The sequence below is a fragment of the uncultured Algibacter sp. genome (assembly GCF_947487575.1).
Lineage (GTDB): Bacteria > Bacteroidota > Bacteroidia > Flavobacteriales > Flavobacteriaceae > Algibacter_B.
On sequence record NZ_CANKXG010000007.1, the window covers coordinates 56522 to 73921 of the forward strand.

Sequence of the window (17400 nt, forward strand, 5' to 3'; positions counted from 1 at the left end):
TTATTATGAAAAAACAATTAGAAAAAGCATTAATGCTGATAACAATGATTCTTTTAGTAGGATCATGTTCGGCAGATTTTACAGATTTAAGATCTGAGAACTCATTGTGTACAGAGTGTTTGCCTCCAGGAGCATCGCCTTATGAAGGTATTCAGAATGGGATGTATACCAAAGGCTGGTTTGATTATAACTTTAAGGGTATGATAACTCAAGGAGATACTTATGCAGGAAATGTATGGGCAAACGATGGTGAATTTAGGCCTTTTGCTGAAGCCTCTGTATTGAATGATAACGCTGTTTTAAATGACAATTGGACCGGACTGCTTTCTGTAGTGAACCAAGCAAATTCATTAATTCAAGATTTAAACGCAGATAAGGATAATGTTTCCGAAGAAGCTTATAGTCAAGGTATTGGTGTTTCTAAGTTTATGAGAGCGACCGCTTATTTTTATTTAGTAAGAATTTGGGGGCCAGTTCCAATATACGACGAAAATTATTCAGGAGTAAACGCGTTTAGAAATTTAGAATCAGATGTTTATAAGTTTATTGAGTTAGATCTTGAAGATGCTGCCGAGAGATTAACTTCAGAACCAAAAACAGGAAGAATTGGTAAGTACTCTGCAATGGGTATGTTGGCAAAAGTGAAATTGAATTTAAAAAAGTATGATGAAGCAGCAAATTTATGCCGAGAAGTTATAAATAGTGGTAAATACGATTTATTGGAAGAATATGGTAATTTATTCAATAACCCTAATTTTAACAACAGTATAGAAAGCTTGTTTTCATTGCAATGGACCGTTAATTGTGATCAATGGGGTACACAAAATACCGAGCAAGCTTTTATCGTTCCTTCAGGTTCTGGTATAACTGGAGGTGGAGATGGTTGGGGCTCTTATATGCCAACTACTGATTTACCTGGCTTATACGAATCTGGAGATAAAAGAAGAAAACCTTCTCTTATGATACCTGGAGATGTTTATCCAGAATTGTTAAGTAAAAAGGGAGGATACACTTTTGATGAATTACCATCTCAAACCGCACTTAATTTTAGGAAATATATAGTAGGTTCTGCAGCCGATGGGTTTAATGTATGTTTTATGCGAACAGAACAAAACACCAATATGCTACGTTACGCAGATGTACTTTTAATGATGGCTGAAGCTAAATTAGGTGCCAATGTGTCTACAACAGATAGCGAAGCGCTATCTGCTTTTAATAGAGTGCGTTCTCGTGCTGGGTTAGGTTCGGTTAATGAAATTACCCAAACTAGTTTGTTTAAAGAAAGACGAATTGAGTTTTTATTAGAAGGACAGTATTATTTTGATTTACAACGAAGAAATAGACCAGATGCTTTGGCTGAAATTGCTGCTCAAGAACGCGGTTTTTATGGAGATAATGCTAGAACTATACTGAATTCTATCAAAGTAAATCCAACAGATGATTACTTTTCATTACCATTGCCATCTAAAGAGATAAGTGTAAATATTAATATAACTGCTGATCCAGTTCCGTTTAATTTTTAAATTATAATTATGAAAAATATATATAAAATAAATTTAGTGGTAATGATGCTAGTTGCTGCATTGTTTTCATGTTCAGAAGAAGAGGTTGGATCTCCAACAATACAGACGTTTTCATCACAAATGGATCCTAACGCCTCTGGTACGCCTGGTACTTTGCTTAAAATTGAAGGCAGTAATTTATCTGGTTTAGAACAAATTGTTCTTGATAATAAGCTTAATATCGCTTTTAATCCTAATCTAAATTCGGATGTTGCAATATTTTTCAACATACCTAATTTTGATTTTGAGAATCCTTATAATTTCGGTATTCAGCCTATAAAATTTGTAACAGCCAATGGCGTTTTAGATTCTCAAATTAATATCATACAGCCTACACCAGTTATAGATGGTTTTAGTGTGCTTAATCCTAAGTTAGGTGATAAAGTAACCATAAAAGGAAGTTGGTTTATTGATGTTGTATCGGTTACATTTGGTGATGAACCATTAGATTATACATTGGTTTCTGATGAAGAAATGTATTTTTCGGTACCTACCGATGCCGAGGAAGGCGCTCATGTTGTTATTACAACTAGTGTGGGTAGTACGGCTATTGTTGAGCCAGGACCAGGTGTGTCAAATACTACATTTGTAGATATCAATTTTGGTTTTGTTAACTATTTATTTGAAGATTTTGATGGTAATGGTTTGTATACTAGTACTTGGGGCTCTTATGGAGATGCAGGTGCGTTATCTGTAACTGCTGCAGGACAAACAGGTAATTGTGCTCAATACGATTATAATGGAGGAACAGCATTTGGTTATAATGGGTGCCAAAATAATGAAGCAGCTGCTTTTTTACCTAGTACTGCTACAGCGGCTTCTAAAGTAACATTTAAGATGATGGTTAATGTTTCGGCTGGTACATCATTTGATGTATATCTTGATACATGGGCATATAACTTTACGATTGCTACTACTGGATGGCAAGAAGTCTCAGCTGTATTAGATCAATTTGGGTCTAATTATAATCCAGGAAATGCTGCTACAGATACTGATAAAGTAGATCCATCAGGGGTATTACAAGTAAAAGTTTCTTTACCTAATAATGGTAACGCTAATAATGTTCAATTTGATGATATTGAATTTAGAGTAGAAGAATAATAGTTATATGAAAAGTATAATAAAAAGGTTACTAGTTAAAAACTAGTAACCTTTTGTAAAAAAAAGAAATATGAAAAAAATAATAGTTGCTTTTTTTATGGCGTTTGCATTACTAAATTGTAGTAATGATGAAACAGATTCTCCTGAGCCTAATAATACTTTAGCTGTTCCGTTTGCTTCAGCAGCAAGCAGTACTACAGATACATCTTTTCAAGCTAACTGGGTTTTAGTTCCAGATGCAGAAAGTTATTTAATAGATGTTTCAATAAATAACAATTTTTCTGAAATGCTCGCAGGATATAATGCGTTATTAGTTGAAGGTAACACGGTTGCTGTTACGGGGCTTTCTCAGGCTGTAACTTATTATTACAGGGTAAGGGCAAAGCGAGGTACAGAAATTTCTAATAATTCAAATGTTATAACGGTTAAAACTACAGGGGTGCAACCTGAAGAGCCTGAAGATCCTACTTTTCTTAAAGTTAAAGTGAACGCATTAGCTAATCCTTTTTTTGTTGGAGTTGCAGTAAAATCAAACCAATTAACAGAAGGGAGTGCTTACGACACGGTACTTAAAAATGAATTTAGTAGTATTACGGCTGAATATGAAATGAAAATGAATCCAATTTCTACAGGAAGTGGAACTTACAATTGGGTTGCTACCGATAGAATAGTTAAATATGGAAATGATAACGGAATAAACGTTCATGGACATGCTTTAGTTTGGCATAATGCAGTGCCTGATTGGTTATCTAGTTTTTCGGGTACAGATGAGGAGTTTGCGTTAGAAGTAAAAAAGTATATAACAGATGTAGTTACACGTTATGCAGGAAAAATTAAGTCTTGGGATGTTGTAAATGAGGCTGTTAATGATGGTGGTAATACTAGAAATACTATTTTTCTTCAAAAAATGGGTGCCAATTACGTAAAAGATTGTTTTCAATGGGCTAGAGATGCTGCAAATGCAGCAGGAGATACAGATTTATTATTATTCTATAATGATTATGGTACGTCAACTAATATACCTAAGCAGAATGAAGTATTCGCGATTGTTGATGATTTGAAAGCAAGTAATCTTATAGATGGTGTTGGTTTTCAAATGCATAATACTTATTTAAGTCCTAGCAAAGCGCAAATAGAGACTGATATTAACAGAGCTGTAGCTAAAGATTTAAAAGTTCATGTTTCTGAGTTAGATATTCAAGTTAATCAAAATAATGATATATCATTTCTTACTGATGAAAGGAGTTTAGCGCAAAAAGCGAAATATAAAGAGATAGTAAGTATTTATAATGCACTTCCTGTCGAGAATAAGTACGCCTTAACAGTGTGGGGGTTTAAAGATAACGAATCTTGGATTCCGTTTAGTACCGATTTAAATCATCCAGGGGACGATTGGCCATTATTATATAATAATAAATTTGAATTAAAAAAGGCTCATACTGGTTTTTTAGAAGGGCTAGATTAATAACACTCGTTAAAAGTTAAAAATTTAAAAATCGTCTAAGAAGTAATTTTAGGCGATTTTTTTTGCTTAATGTTTTGTTTTTAGAAATAATAAACTAGTTATCATGCTAAATAGCCATCCCTAATTGCAATATTCTGTTTTTGCTATTTTCTTGACTACCACATGTATTCTATCAAACAGTTTATTAAATCTCTTTTTAGATAAAGTATACGCAATAAGGGCTTATGTAGCTAATAAATAATTAGTACAGCTATTTTATTGCTTTCATAAAGACAGTAAGGAGAATTCTAATGTGTCCGTAAATGTTCAAGTAGTAAAAAAACAAAAAATGTTTGTCATTCAACATTCAAAGTAAAGCTTTTATCAACTTTTTATTAAGTCTAAAATACTTGTTGTATTTAGTTTTAACTGATAAAATGCTTCTTTATTCAATCTATCAAAGTAAATTAAAACAATTGCTTATATAAAGACATAATCTAGTTAACTTATCTAGATTATTCTTAATGAATTTTAAAAAAAAAACACCTACATCGTTTTAAAACTACAAAGAAACAGATATAGGTGTTGGGGAATCAACTAATTATTTTATAATTATGGGGAGTGTTTTTGTTATGTTATTTGATGCATTACCAACATAGATAATATAGTCGCCTTTTTCAATATCCCAATCAGATTTATCTTCGCTATAATAAGCCAGTGTGCTTACAGGGATATCAATATTAATGGTTTTAGTATTGCCAGACTGAATACTAACTTTGTTAAAACCTTTCAGCTCTTTTAAAGCTCTTTTAACTTTAGATTTTTTCTTGCCAACATATACCTGAACAACTTCAGCACCGTCATAGTTACCATTGTTTTTAATTGTGCAGGAGACTTTTATAGTATCATTTGTGTTAAATTTATTAGTGTTAGTTTTAATATTAGAAATACTAAATTCACTATAAGACAAACCATAACCAAAAGCATATTGTGGCTCTATCTTTTTTGTGTCAAACCATCTGTAACCAACTAAAATATCTTCTTTATAATGTTGATTGGTGCCATCTCCTGGATATGACGTCTCACCATAAAAATGAGCACCGTTATCTTTTAATTTTTTTGCAAATGAAAATGGTAATTTCCCAGAAGGGTTTACATCACCACTAACCACATCTGCAATGGCATGACCTGCCATACTACCTAAATACCATGTTTGAATTAAACCATCTATTTTAGATAACCACGGTGTTTCAACTGCATTACCAGTAACAAGTAGCATACCTAAATTAGGGTTAACTGCTTTTAATTGACCAATAAACTCTTCTTGATTATATGGTAATTCATAAGATTGTCTATCATCGCCTTCACAATCTTGTAGATGACTTTTGTTTAGACCACCAACGTATAGAACAATATCCGCCTTTTTAGCAGTTTCAATGGCCTGTACCCTAAGTGAATCTTGATTTAGTTTTGAAGGAATAATATCATCGTACACAGAAGGTCCAGTATGGTAGCCCATAGCATGAATAATTTTTGCCTTCTTATAGCGTTGTTTCATACCTTCAAGTGGTGAAATTTCAAATTGAGGTTTTAATTCAGACGAACCTCCACCAGCAGTCATAGAGCGTGTAGCATTTTCTCCAATAACAGCAATAGTAAGTCCTTCTTTATCTTCAATAGGGAAGAAATTGTTTTCGTTTTTTAATAAAACAATACCTTCTTGGGCTACACTTCTAGCAACATCATGATGTGCTTTAGTATTTATTCTTCCAAAGCCTCTATTCTGTTTTAAAGTGGTGCGAAACATTAGTCGTAAAATACGTCTTACTTTATCATCAACAACAGATTCTTTAATGTCTCCATTTTTTAGGGCTTTTAAAAACGCTGATGCTAGATAGTAATAGTCATAATGATTTGAAGTTGTAGTACCTAAACCATCAGTTCCTGTTCCCATTTCTAGATCTAAACCGTTTATGGCAGCTTCCATAGTATCATGGGTTGAACTCCAATCGCTAATTACTACACCATCATACCCCCAATCTCCTTTTAAAATAGTTTTAGTGAGTAACTCATGGTGAGTTGTATATTGTCCTCTAAACTTGTTGTAAGCTCCCATAATTGCCCATACATCGGCATCTTGTACTGCAGCTTTAAAGGCAGGTAAATAAATTTCATGTAATGCTCTGTCACTAGCTTCAACATTAATGGTACTTCTCCAATGTTCTTGATTATTTAAGGCAAAATGTTTCACACAGGCAGCTACATTGTTTTTTTGTACACCTTTAATATAAGGTACTACCATTGTAGAAGCCAGATATGGGTCTTCTCCTAAATATTCAAAGTTTCTTCCATTAAGAGGAGTTCGGTAAATATTTACACCAGGCCCTAAAAGGACATCTTTTTCTCTGTAAAGTGCTTCTTCTCCAATACTTTTACCAAATTGAGAAGCTAAGTTTGGGTTAAAACTAGCTGCTAAACAAGTAAGCGCAGGGAAAGCTGTTATAGAATCATTGGTCCATCCAGCATAATCCCAAGAATCCCAACTAATTTCTGCTCTAACGCCATGAGGGCCGTCAGACATCCATATTTCTGGAATTCCAAGTCTTTCAACACCTTTGGTGCTAAATTTAGATTGTGCATGACACATGGCTACTTTTTCTTCAAGAGAAAGTAAAGGCAGGATACTATCAATTTTTTTTTCTATTGAGTTTGCACTAGTGTTACTAGGTAATTCGTTTTGAGAGATTATAGAACTAAATGTAAATAGTGTAAACAGTAGTGCTAAGTTGTAATGGTACTTGAAAGTAATATTCATGAATTTTTTTGATTTTTTTTTAAAATGAAGTTATTAATTGAGTCTTGAATTCTTATTAGGATTAATGTAAAAGTAGTATTTACACAATTATAAAATTAAAACTAATCAAGCATTTTTTGTAAATACAATAAGTTATTCTTTTAATATTTAATTGTTTTTTCTTAAACGATATTAATTAGCCATGACTTTTGTCATACAATTTCACTCTTTGGTTTGGTAACTTTAAAAAACTAAATTAAAACTAGAATGTCATGATAAGAAAAGCACCAATTTCAATGATAATGACTCAGGATGTCATAACATTAAAAAAAACAGATAATTTAGAAACTGCTGAACAATTATTTAAGAAGCATAAAATAAGGCATATTCCTGTTGTTAATATTAATACAATTATAGGTATGCTTAGCTATACCGATTTACTTAGATTAAGCTTTGCAGATGTTACAAATGATAATGATACCTCTGCTGATGTTATGATATATAATACTTTAACTATAGGGCAAGTAATGAAAAGAAGTGTTATTTCTGTCTCTCCATCTAACTCGATAAAAGAGGTCGCTAAAATTTTAGCAACTAAAGAGTTTCATGCGCTTCCAGTAGTTAGTAAGAACACTTTAGTTGGTATAGTAACAACTACAGATTTGATTAATTATTTAATTAAGCAGTTTTAAATTAATTTGTTAATCTATCATGCGTTACAAGTAGTTTTTAAGAAATAGTATAGTTTACTCTAATTGTATAATTTAAACTTAAGTGCAGAATTATTATTTAAGCAATATAAAATCTGGGATATCCCTGAATGTCTACAGGTGTAATAGTGGTTGCGCTAAATTTTACAGATTTATTAAACTGTTTTTTTTAAAATATATCTAAGAATTAGCAATAGCTCTTAAATTTTTAATGGTTTCTTGTTGGTTAGTACTTTTAAAAATATAACTGCCAGCAACCAAAACATCCGCACCAGCATCAACTAATTGTTTGGCATTTTTATTAGTAACGCCACCATCAATTTCAATTTGTGTTGTTGCTCCTTTACGAGTAATTAATTCTTTTAATTGCTTTACCTTATTATAAGTATTCTCAATAAAATTTTGACCTCCAAAGCCAGGGTTAACACTCATTATACATACTAAATCTATGTCATTAATAGTATCTTCCAGAAGGCTAATATTTGTGTGTGGGTTTAGGGCAACACCAGTTTTCATGCCTTCAGTTTTAATAGCTTGTAGTGTGCGATGTAAATGAGTGCAAGCTTCATAGTGCACCGTTAAAACATCACTACCTAAATTAGCAAATGTTTTTATATATCTATCTGGATCTATAATCATTAAATGTACGTCAATGGTCTTGTTTGCATGTTTAGCAATAGCTTTTAAAACAGGCATTCCAAACGAAATATTAGGTACAAAAACCCCATCCATAATGTCAATATGAAACCAATCAGCATCGCTATTATTTACCATTTCTATATCACGTTGAAGATTAGCAAAATCTGCTGCTAAAATTGATGGGGCAATGAGTTTTGAAGACATGATATTAAATTTTTGTTTTACAAAAATAAGAGTTTAATAAATGAGTTACCCCACAGTTCTTATAAAATTTTCCGCCATAATAATGAGTTTGTTTGCAATTTTATGATTAGCATTTTTTAGCCAATTTAAGTAGTCATGTAATTCTATAAATTCATTACTACTTCTTACAACTGTAAAACCAAAATTATAATCTGCAAAAATGCGCGTTTCTGTATTTATATTTATAACCTTTATAATGTTTTTATGCCTTTTGTCTTTTATTATGCGTTCATATGTCTTGTCAACATCTTCTTCATGACCTTCTAAAACCTGAAGATAATTTCCTTTGTGATAAATTAAAATACCCGAAATATTATTTTTTAAATTATTCTTTTTTGCTTGTGCATATAAATCTTTTACATTTTTGGGTGCCTCTTGCTGATTAGAGTCACTCATATAACAAATGGTTTTTAGCATTATTGATTATTAGTGGTTGGTTATAGTTCTCTAAAATAAGCAAAAAAATAAACCCGCGGTAATCAGCCGCGGGTTCTTTCATCAATCAAAAAACGAACAGTTATGTTTTGTAACTGTTGTTACCTTAATTTAGTCGTAATTTTTAATAATTACTAACCTAAATATGTTTTTAATATTTTACTTCTAGACGTATGTTTTAATCTACGTATAGCTTTTTCTTTAATTTGTCTTACACGCTCACGAGTTAAATCAAATGTTTCACCAATTTCTTCAAGTGTCATTGGGTGTTGGTTTCCTAAACCAAAGTACAAACGAATCACATCTGCTTCACGAGGTGTTAATGTTTCCAAAGCACGCTCAATTTCTGTACGTAAAGACTCATGCAATAATTCTTTATCAGGATTTGGCGACTCACCAGAATTCAATACATCATATAAGTTAGAATCTTCACCTTCAACTAAAGGGGCATCCATACTTACGTGGCGTCCAGAATTCTTCATAGATTCCTTAACATCATTAATAGTCATATCCAACTCTTTTGCTATTTCTTCAGCAGAAGGCGGGCGTTCATGACTTTGCTCTAAAAAAGCAAACGTTTTATTAATCTTATTAATAGAACCAATTTTGTTTAATGGTAAACGTACAATACGCGATTGTTCAGCTAAAGCTTGAAGAATCGATTGACGAATCCACCAAACAGCATAGGATATAAATTTAAAACCACGAGTTTCATCAAAACGTTGTGCAGCTTTAATTAACCCTAAATTACCTTCATTAATTAAATCAGGTAAAGTAAGCCCTTGGTTTTGGTATTGCTTAGCTACAGATACAACGAAACGTAAGTTAGCCTTAGTTAACTTCTCTAAAGCTATCTGATCGCCAGCCTTAATACGTTGTGCTAATTCAACTTCCTCATCAGCTGTAATCAAATCAACCTTACCAATTTCCTGTAGATATTTATCTAACGACGCAGTTTCTCTATTAGTAACCTGCTTCGTAATTTTAAGTTGTCTCATCTAATGTTTCCTGAATTTAATTGTGAATAAATAGGTCGTTCAATAGTTATACGAACAAAAGTTACATTTTGTTACAAAAAAGATTAAAATATTTTCAATCCCTTAGTAATTAGACACTAAAAACACAAAAAAGTCACATTCATTATAATTATTTTGGGCATTACCCACAAGGGGTCGGGCTTTCCGCTGCAAGTCCTCGCACCTCCTGCGTCGGGCTGTGGGCTTTCCACTACAATCCCTAATGCGCTCACTCTTACGGCTCACTCAAAATTCAAAAAAAACATTTTAAATTGCTGTTTATTAGTTAGTTGTAGTTTTAGCATTATTTTATATAAACTTAGATGTTAACATGTAAAGCAATAGAAATTTATCCGACAAAGAATCTATGAAAAAATCAATACTTATAATAACATTTGCAGTATGTATTAACATTAGTTGCGAAAAAGAAGAAGATGATTTATTCGATATAAACGCCGTAAGAACGCCACCACTTATTACCGCTCCTAATAATTTTGTAGACCCCAAGTTAAATCAACAAGCAAAAGATTTATATGGTAGATTAATAAATATAACCCAAAAGGGGATAGCTTTTGGCCAACAGCAACCCTTTGGCACAGGAACTGATTTTTCAGTACCAAACCAATTACAACCAGATTTCTTTGATGTTACAGGAGACTTTCCGGCCATAGCTGGTTTCGATTTAGAAGAAATTAGTCTCCAATCAGATTCAAATACTCCTGAATCTTTTCTAGACAAATTCATTAATAGATTTACTAAAGCAGTAATAGAAGCACACGAAAATGGAAGTATTATAACCATAAGTTGGCATCATATTAATCCGCAAGGTTTTGATGCAAACGGAATAGAAAATTTTGACGGAGTAGTAGCTAAGTTTTTAGAAGGCGGTGAATTCCGTCAAGAATATATTAAGCGTCTATCTCGAGCCGCAAGATTATTAAATAATTTAGTAGACGCTCAAGGTAATTCCATACCAGTATTGTTTAGGCCTTGGCATGAAATGAATGGAAGCTTCTTTTTTTGGGGAGATGGTTTTAGAACAACAGACGATTATATCCAACTCTGGAAAGACACTATTAAAATCTTATCTGAAGATTTTAATGTTCATAACCTTATTTACGTTTACGCACCTAACTTAATTTCTAATAGATCAGAATACTTAAGAAACTATCCAGGAGACGAATTTGTAGATATGTTGGGCATTGATGTCTACGATTTTAGAAATAGAAATTTTTTAAATAACGCCATAAGAAATTTACAAATTGTAGAAGATATAGCCACAGAGAAAAACATGCTTTTCTCACTTACGGAAACAGGCTTAAAGAATGTTGTAGATAATAATTGGTGGACACAAAGTTTATATAAAGCGATTAGAAGTAGCAGTATTAGTTATGCTATGATATGGAGAAATGATATGACCATATTTTTTCATGCACCCTTTCTTGGTCATCCATCCGAAGGTGATTTTAATGAATTTTTAGATAAAGAAATTATATTATTAAGTAGTGATATTGAGTAAAAAGACTTTCTGAAAATTTTTGAGTAAGTTGAATATGTATTAACTTATTTCAAGACTAATATTTTTTAAACAAGAAAAAGCCCATCAAATTTGATAGGCTTCTAATAGTTTGAAATTCTAACAATAATTATTTCTTCTCTGTCAAACCACGAGTTAACCAACCCCGTCTATTAGCTGTAGCTATCGCATAAGGTGTAATCCAAAAGAGGCCGAATGTATATAAAATACTGTATGAGTAAGCCCAAAAACCTTCAAATGACTTATAGCTATTAGCAAAAAATAGTACTGAAAATGTTGAAAAAATTAAAATGCTAACTAAAGTGGATCCTAAAAATAACAACGGATGTACTAAAACAAAAAACAGCATAAAAATAACCAATGGATAACTGATTAATATTTTTAAAAACTGACTAATAAATAAGGAGCGAATTCCGAATTTAGATCCAGATCTAAAATTGGTAAAAACAAATTTTGACATTTCAAGATTTTCACGAACATTACTGCGTCCCCATCTAATAAACATTTTGTATAAACCTGGATATTCTTCTGGAACATTAGTATATGCCACTGCGTTTTTTTGAAATAAAACATGTTTTCCTTGCTTTAAAATCATGTTGGTCATGGCGCGGTCTTCTCCAATATCACTTGGTTGACCCATAAAAGTCTGATTAATCCATTGTGGTAAACAGTTGTGAACAGCAGTACTTCTATATGCAGCCAAAGCTCCAGGTGTGCATAATACGGAATTCAAATTACTTTCAGCAGAGCGTACAAATTCAAAACTCAACACGAAACTTACATCTAGCATTTTTGGTAGCATCTCTTTTGTATTGTTTAAAACACGAATGTTTCCAGCTACTGCGCCACAATTTTTATCTTTTACAAAAGGACTCACTAAATGTCTAATAGTGTCGGTATTTACTATAGAATCACTATCAACAGTAATGAAAATGTCACCACTACCAACGTTAAAACCGCGGTATAGTGCATGACGTTTTCCTTTGTTTTCAGGCTGTTTAAAAATTTCTAAACGATTACTTAATTTTTTTTTAGCATCAATAATCCAATCCCAGGTATCATCTAAACTACCATCATCAATTGCAATAATCTCTAATTTATCTTTTGGATAATCACTTTTCTCTAAACTCATTATTGTATCCCAAACCTGTTTACCTTCATTATAAGCAGGTACTATAACTGTGCAGGTTGGTAATTCTTCATCTGATACAGACTTAATAGGTTTGTATTTATAGTAGTTATACGCTATATAAAGAAACATAATTGCTTTATAAACAAGCAAAATTAAGCCAACAATACCGAAAACAGCACCTAAAGTTGAATCCATACGATTTGCATTAAATTCTTCAAAATCATTATGAAAAACCGAGAAAGAATAAATGCCTAGTGCAATCAATAAAAAAGTACCTAGAAGAATAATTTTATTTTGAGGGTTCTCTGTTTTTCCATTATTATGAAAAAGTCTACTTATATAGTTCTCTATTGTATTGATTTTACTTTTTGCATTTGATTTAATTTTAGAAGGATTAATTTGGGGGGTAGACATGAATTTTTTTAGGATTTTATTTATATATGTATTTACGTTGGTAATATCTGTTTAGATTTTTTTAAATATTTATTTAAGAATAAATTTTTGATTCTGTTTCCGTGGATAATGATTTGTAGAAAGTAATAACTTTTACACTTTAAGAATGAAGCAAAAAGAATCCCTGAATAGAATTAATTCTATTCGGGGTTCTTTATTAAAATTTAGATGTTGAAAAAAATCAACAAGAATTCTCAATGTTTAAATAGTATTTTTGAAGTGGTTATTTAAGGGGGAATTTGATTATTTGAAGCATCATCAAAGATAATAATAGCAAGAAGAGTATATAGGCAAAGGAATTGTTGGTGTTTATGATACTGTAGATAATATTCAATTTAGAATCCTAAAGAACTAAAAAAAGCCTGTTTTTCAAATTTTGAAACAGGCTTTTAATATTATAATCTAAAAAAGAATTAATCTTCCTTTTTATCTCCTCTAGGTCTTCTATCGTCTCTACGATTATCTCTACCTCTGTTATCACGTCCACGGTTATCTCTACCTCGATTGTTATCTCTTGGTGGTCTTTCAACATAACCTTCTGGTTTTGGTAAAATAGCCTTACGAGATACTTTTTCCTTACGCGTACGTTTGTCTATACCAAAGTATTTTACATCAAATACATCGCCCATGTTTACAACATCGCTTACATTTTCAGTACGTTCCCAAGCTAATTCACTAACGTGTAATAATACTTCGTTTCCTGGTGCTTCAACATATTCTACAACAGCACCAAAGTCAAGCATCTTAATCACTTTAACTTCGTAAACACTACCCACTTCAGGTTTAAATAATATAGCATCAATTTTTGCCATAACAGCATCAATACCTTTACTGCCAACACCTAAAATTTCAACAATACCCTCTTCAGTAACAGGATCTTCGTTAATAACGATAGTGGTTTCAGTTTCTTTTTGCATTTCCTGAATCACTTTTCCTCCAGGACCAATTAACGCACCAATAAATTCGTTTGGTACACGTCTTGAAACCATAGTAGGAGCGTGGTCTTTAACTTCGTTATTAGGAGTTTCAATAGTTTCGGTAATTTTACCTAAAATATGTAAACGACCATCACGAGCTTGTTTTAAAGCATTTACAAGAATTTCGTATGACAATCCTTTTACTTTAATATCCATTTGGCAAGCTGTAATACCATCAGCAGTACCAGTAACCTTAAAGTCCATATCTCCTAAGTGATCTTCATCACCTAAAATGTCAGAAAGCACAGCGTATTTTCCAGAGTCAGCATCAGAGATTAATCCCATAGCAATACCAGAAACAGGTTTCTTTAATTGTACCCCTGCATCCATCATTGCCATAGTACCAGCACAAACGGTTGCCATAGAAGACGAACCATTAGATTCTAAAATTTCAGAAACTACACGAACAGTATAAGGGCAATCATCAGGAACCATACCTTTTAAAGCACGTTGTGCTAAATTACCGTGTCCAACCTCTCTACGAGACGTTCCACGAATAGGTCTAGCTTCACCCGTGGAAAAAGGAGGGAAGTTATAGTGTAAATAGAAACGCTCCTCACCTTCGTAAGATGGCATATCTATTTGATTAGCTTCTCTACTTGTACCTAAAGTAACCGTAGCCAGTGCTTGAGTTTCCCCACGCGTAAATATAGACGAACCGTGTGTAGAAGGTAAATAATCAACCTCACACCAAATTGGTCTAATCTCATCTGTTTTACGTCCATCTAAACGTAAACCTTCATTTAAAGTTAAATCTCTAACCGCAGCTTTTTCAGCCTTAGAGTAATATTTAGAAATTAACCCACCAAAATCTTCTTGTTCTTCTTCAGAAAAAGAGGCTTTAATTTCTTCTTTAATTTCACCAAATGCAGCGCTACGTTCATGCTTTGCAGAACCAGCTTGTGCTACAGCATATACTTTGTCGTATGCCATGTCGTGGATTTTCTGAGCTAAATCAGCATCTTCTCTTTCTGGCTCATACTCACGTACTTCTTTTTTGCCGAAAGCTTCAGCTAATTTTACTTGAGCAGCACATTGTACTTTAATGGCCTCGTGTGCAAACTTAATGGCTTCAGTCATTTCTTCTTCAGAAATCTCATCCATTTCACCCTCAACCATCATCACAGAATCAGCAGAAGCTCCAATCATCATATCGATGTCAGACTCTAATAATTGTGCTCTAGTTGGGTTTATTACGAATTCACCATTAATACGACCAACTCTAGCTTCAGAGATTGGGCATTCAAATGGAAAATCAGATAATTGAATAGCCGCTGAAGCAGCTAAACCTGCCATAGCATCTGGCATAACATCATCATCATGAGACATTAATTGAATCATCACCTGAGTTTCAGAATGATAATCTTTAGGGAATAACGGACGTAAAACGCGGTCTACTAAACGCATCGTTAAAACCTCTCCGTCACTCGGTCTAGCTTCTCTTTTGAAGAAACCTCCAGGGTAACGCCCTGCAGCAGCAAATTTTTCTCTGTAATCTACTGTTAACGGTAAAAAGTCAACATCTGCTTGTCTGTAATTGGAAACAACTGTACATAATAACATACATTTTCCAGATTGCACAACAACGCTTCCGTGCGCTTGTTTTGCTAATTTTCCGGTTTCAATAGAAATTTCTCTACCGTCTCCTAGGTCAATGACCTCTTTAAAAACTTTTGGAATCATAAATTTTTTCTTGTAATTCAAGCGTAAAATTGCTCAAATCATGTTAAACAATGGTCGTTGTGTTGTGTGTAGTTATTGTGTGTGTGACCAATGAAAAACTATAACTAGCTTCTTCTATGTTTGTCATTGCGAGTCACGCTTTTTTGCGTGATGTGGCAATCTGCTCCTTTTGGAAAGATTACCAAGTCGTTACTCTTCGTAATGACGTCGTAACGTATTTAAATTATTTGGGCGTTACCAATCCCGATAGCTATCGGGAGGTCGGGCTTTCCACTATATCTTTTTTGAATAAAAATCAAAAAAGGATGCCGCTTCAATCCCTAACGCAAAAAATAAAAAACCACGCAAAAAGCGTGGTCTTTTATTTTTTAAATTTATTTTCTTAAATTTAATTCTTTAACTATCGCACGATATCTTAAAATATCTTTCTTAGTTAAGTAATCAAGTAAGCTTCTTCTTTTACCTACTAATTTTACCAAAGAACGCTCTGTGTTATAATCTTTACGATTGTTTTTTAAGTGTTCAGTTAAGTGGTTAATTCTTTCTGTAAATAATGCAATTTGTCCTTCTGCAGAACCAGTATCCTTTGCGTTTTTACCGTGTTTTTTAAAAAGTTTCTCTTTTCCTTTTTGATCTAAATACATGCTAATATTATTGTAAATGATTTTTATGTACACGAAAGTCTGTCTTTCGAGCGGCAAATATAGTGATTTTTAATGATTTGCAAGAGCTATATAGTAAAAAGAAAGAGTTGTGTTGTTAAATCATTTTTTTATGCTCTTAGGGGTTGATTTAATATCAAATCAAGATACTGATTTACCTTGTTTTTTAAGTCTTTACGTAGGGTAATAAAATCTAAGAAACCGTGTTCAAGTAAAAACTCTGAAGTTTGGAAACCTTCTGGTAATTCTTTTCCTGTGGTGTCTCTTACAATGCGAGGTCCAGCAAAACCTATTAAAGCTCCTGGTTCACTTATATTTATATCGCCTAACATAGCAAATGATGCTGTTGTACCACCAGTTGTAGGATCCGTACATAACGAAATATATGGTAGTCCAGCATCTGCTAATTGCGCTAATTTTACTGATGTTTTAGCTAATTGCATTAATGATAATGCAGCCTCCATCATACGTGCACCTCCAGATTTTGATATAACCATTAATGGTAAATTATTCTTTAAAGCATAATCTGCAGCTCTAGCAATTTTTTCACCAACCACACTACCCATAGAGCCACCAATAAAAGAGAAGTCCATACATGCAACAACTAAATTTTTGCCTTTAGATTTTCCAACAGCTGTTCTTACTGCGTCCTTAAGTTTTGTTTTAGATTGAGCCGCTTTTAAGCGTTCTGGATATTTTTTAGTATCCTCAAATTTAAGAGGGTCTTTAGATTCTAAATTGGTGTCTAGTTCTTTAAATTTATTGTCATCAAAAAGGATTTCAAAATACTCTTTACTTCCAATTCTTACATGGTAACCATCCTCAGGGCTTACATAAAAATTTTGCTCTAACTCTTCTGTGTCAACAATTTTACCTGTTGGAGATTTGTACCACAAACCTTTAGGTGTGTCTTTTTTCTCTTCAGTAGTAGTTGTAATTCCTTTTGTTTTTCTTTTAAACCAAGACATAATAAATAACGTTTTTTAGTGCTTTTAAAAATTTTAAAAGCCAA

General features: G+C 32.7%; 13 protein-coding genes. 5 read left to right on the forward strand and 8 right to left on the reverse strand.

Going from position 1 to position 17400, the window contains the following annotated elements; all coding sequences use genetic code 11:
* Positions 1-5: 5 nt before the first annotated feature.
* The 3 genes from Q0870_RS08955 (at position 6) to Q0870_RS08965 (ending at position 4128) form a co-directional block, all read left to right on the forward strand.
* A complete protein-coding gene (locus Q0870_RS08955; RefSeq protein WP_298554743.1) occupies positions 6-1523 on the forward strand; it encodes a RagB/SusD family nutrient uptake outer membrane protein in 1518 nt (505 codons plus the stop codon).
* 9 nt (positions 1524-1532) lie between these two features.
* A complete protein-coding gene (locus tag Q0870_RS08960) occupies positions 1533-2663 on the forward strand; it encodes an IPT/TIG domain-containing protein (protein WP_298554745.1) in 1131 nt (376 codons plus the stop codon).
* Between the two features lie 70 nt (positions 2664-2733).
* Complete coding sequence (locus Q0870_RS08965) at positions 2734-4128, forward strand: endo-1,4-beta-xylanase (RefSeq protein ID WP_298554747.1); 1395 nt, start codon at positions 2734-2736, stop codon at positions 4126-4128.
* A 580-nt stretch (positions 4129-4708) separates the two neighbouring features.
* On the opposite strand, the gene Q0870_RS08970 is transcribed toward Q0870_RS08965, so the two are convergent.
* Positions 4709-6922: a glycoside hydrolase family 3 C-terminal domain-containing protein gene (locus tag Q0870_RS08970; RefSeq protein ID WP_298554750.1), complete on the reverse strand. Its 2214-nt coding sequence runs from the start codon at positions 6920-6922 to the stop codon at positions 4709-4711.
* A gap of 251 nt (positions 6923-7173) precedes the next feature.
* Here Q0870_RS08970 and Q0870_RS08975 point away from each other — a divergent pair, with 251 nt between their 5' ends.
* Positions 7174-7593, forward strand: a complete 420-nt coding sequence (locus tag Q0870_RS08975; RefSeq protein ID WP_298554752.1) for a CBS domain-containing protein — start codon at positions 7174-7176, stop codon at positions 7591-7593.
* Between the two features lie 198 nt (positions 7594-7791).
* Here the strand turns inward: Q0870_RS08975 and rpe are convergent, their stop codons facing one another.
* The 3 genes from rpe to Q0870_RS08990 form a co-directional block, all read right to left on the reverse strand.
* Entirely contained in the window at positions 7792-8454 is a 663-nt protein-coding gene (gene rpe / locus Q0870_RS08980; protein WP_298554756.1) for a ribulose-phosphate 3-epimerase, read from the reverse strand.
* Positions 8455-8499: 45 nt separating this feature from the next.
* On the reverse strand, positions 8500-8910 hold the full coding sequence (locus tag Q0870_RS08985; RefSeq protein WP_298554758.1) for a BLUF domain-containing protein: 411 nt from the start codon (positions 8908-8910) through the stop codon (positions 8500-8502).
* A gap of 152 nt (positions 8911-9062) precedes the next feature.
* Positions 9063-9926, reverse strand: a complete 864-nt coding sequence (locus Q0870_RS08990; protein WP_019387909.1) for a sigma-70 family RNA polymerase sigma factor — start codon at positions 9924-9926, stop codon at positions 9063-9065.
* Positions 9927-10311: 385 nt separating this feature from the next.
* Here Q0870_RS08990 and Q0870_RS08995 point away from each other — a divergent pair, with 385 nt between their 5' ends.
* Positions 10312-11463, forward strand: a complete 1152-nt coding sequence (locus tag Q0870_RS08995) for a glycosyl hydrolase (RefSeq protein WP_298554761.1) — start codon at positions 10312-10314, stop codon at positions 11461-11463.
* Between the two features lie 127 nt (positions 11464-11590).
* On the opposite strand, the gene Q0870_RS09000 is transcribed toward Q0870_RS08995, so the two are convergent.
* From Q0870_RS09000 to accD, 4 genes are all read right to left on the reverse strand, one after another.
* Positions 11591-13027 (reverse strand): glycosyltransferase, encoded by a 1437-nt coding sequence (locus tag Q0870_RS09000; protein WP_298554764.1) that lies wholly within the window; start codon positions 13025-13027, stop codon positions 11591-11593.
* 452 nt (positions 13028-13479) lie between these two features.
* The gene (locus Q0870_RS09005; RefSeq protein ID WP_298554767.1) at positions 13480-15726 is read right to left on the reverse strand and encodes a polyribonucleotide nucleotidyltransferase; all 2247 of its coding nucleotides are present in this window, start codon (positions 15724-15726) and stop codon (positions 13480-13482) included.
* A gap of 374 nt (positions 15727-16100) precedes the next feature.
* Positions 16101-16370, reverse strand: a complete 270-nt coding sequence (rpsO, locus tag Q0870_RS09010; RefSeq protein WP_298555223.1) for a 30S ribosomal protein S15 — start codon at positions 16368-16370, stop codon at positions 16101-16103.
* Positions 16371-16498: 128 nt separating this feature from the next.
* On the reverse strand, positions 16499-17356 hold the full coding sequence (gene accD / locus Q0870_RS09015) for an acetyl-CoA carboxylase, carboxyltransferase subunit beta (protein WP_298554771.1): 858 nt from the start codon (positions 17354-17356) through the stop codon (positions 16499-16501).
* Positions 17357-17400 lie beyond the last annotated feature (44 nt).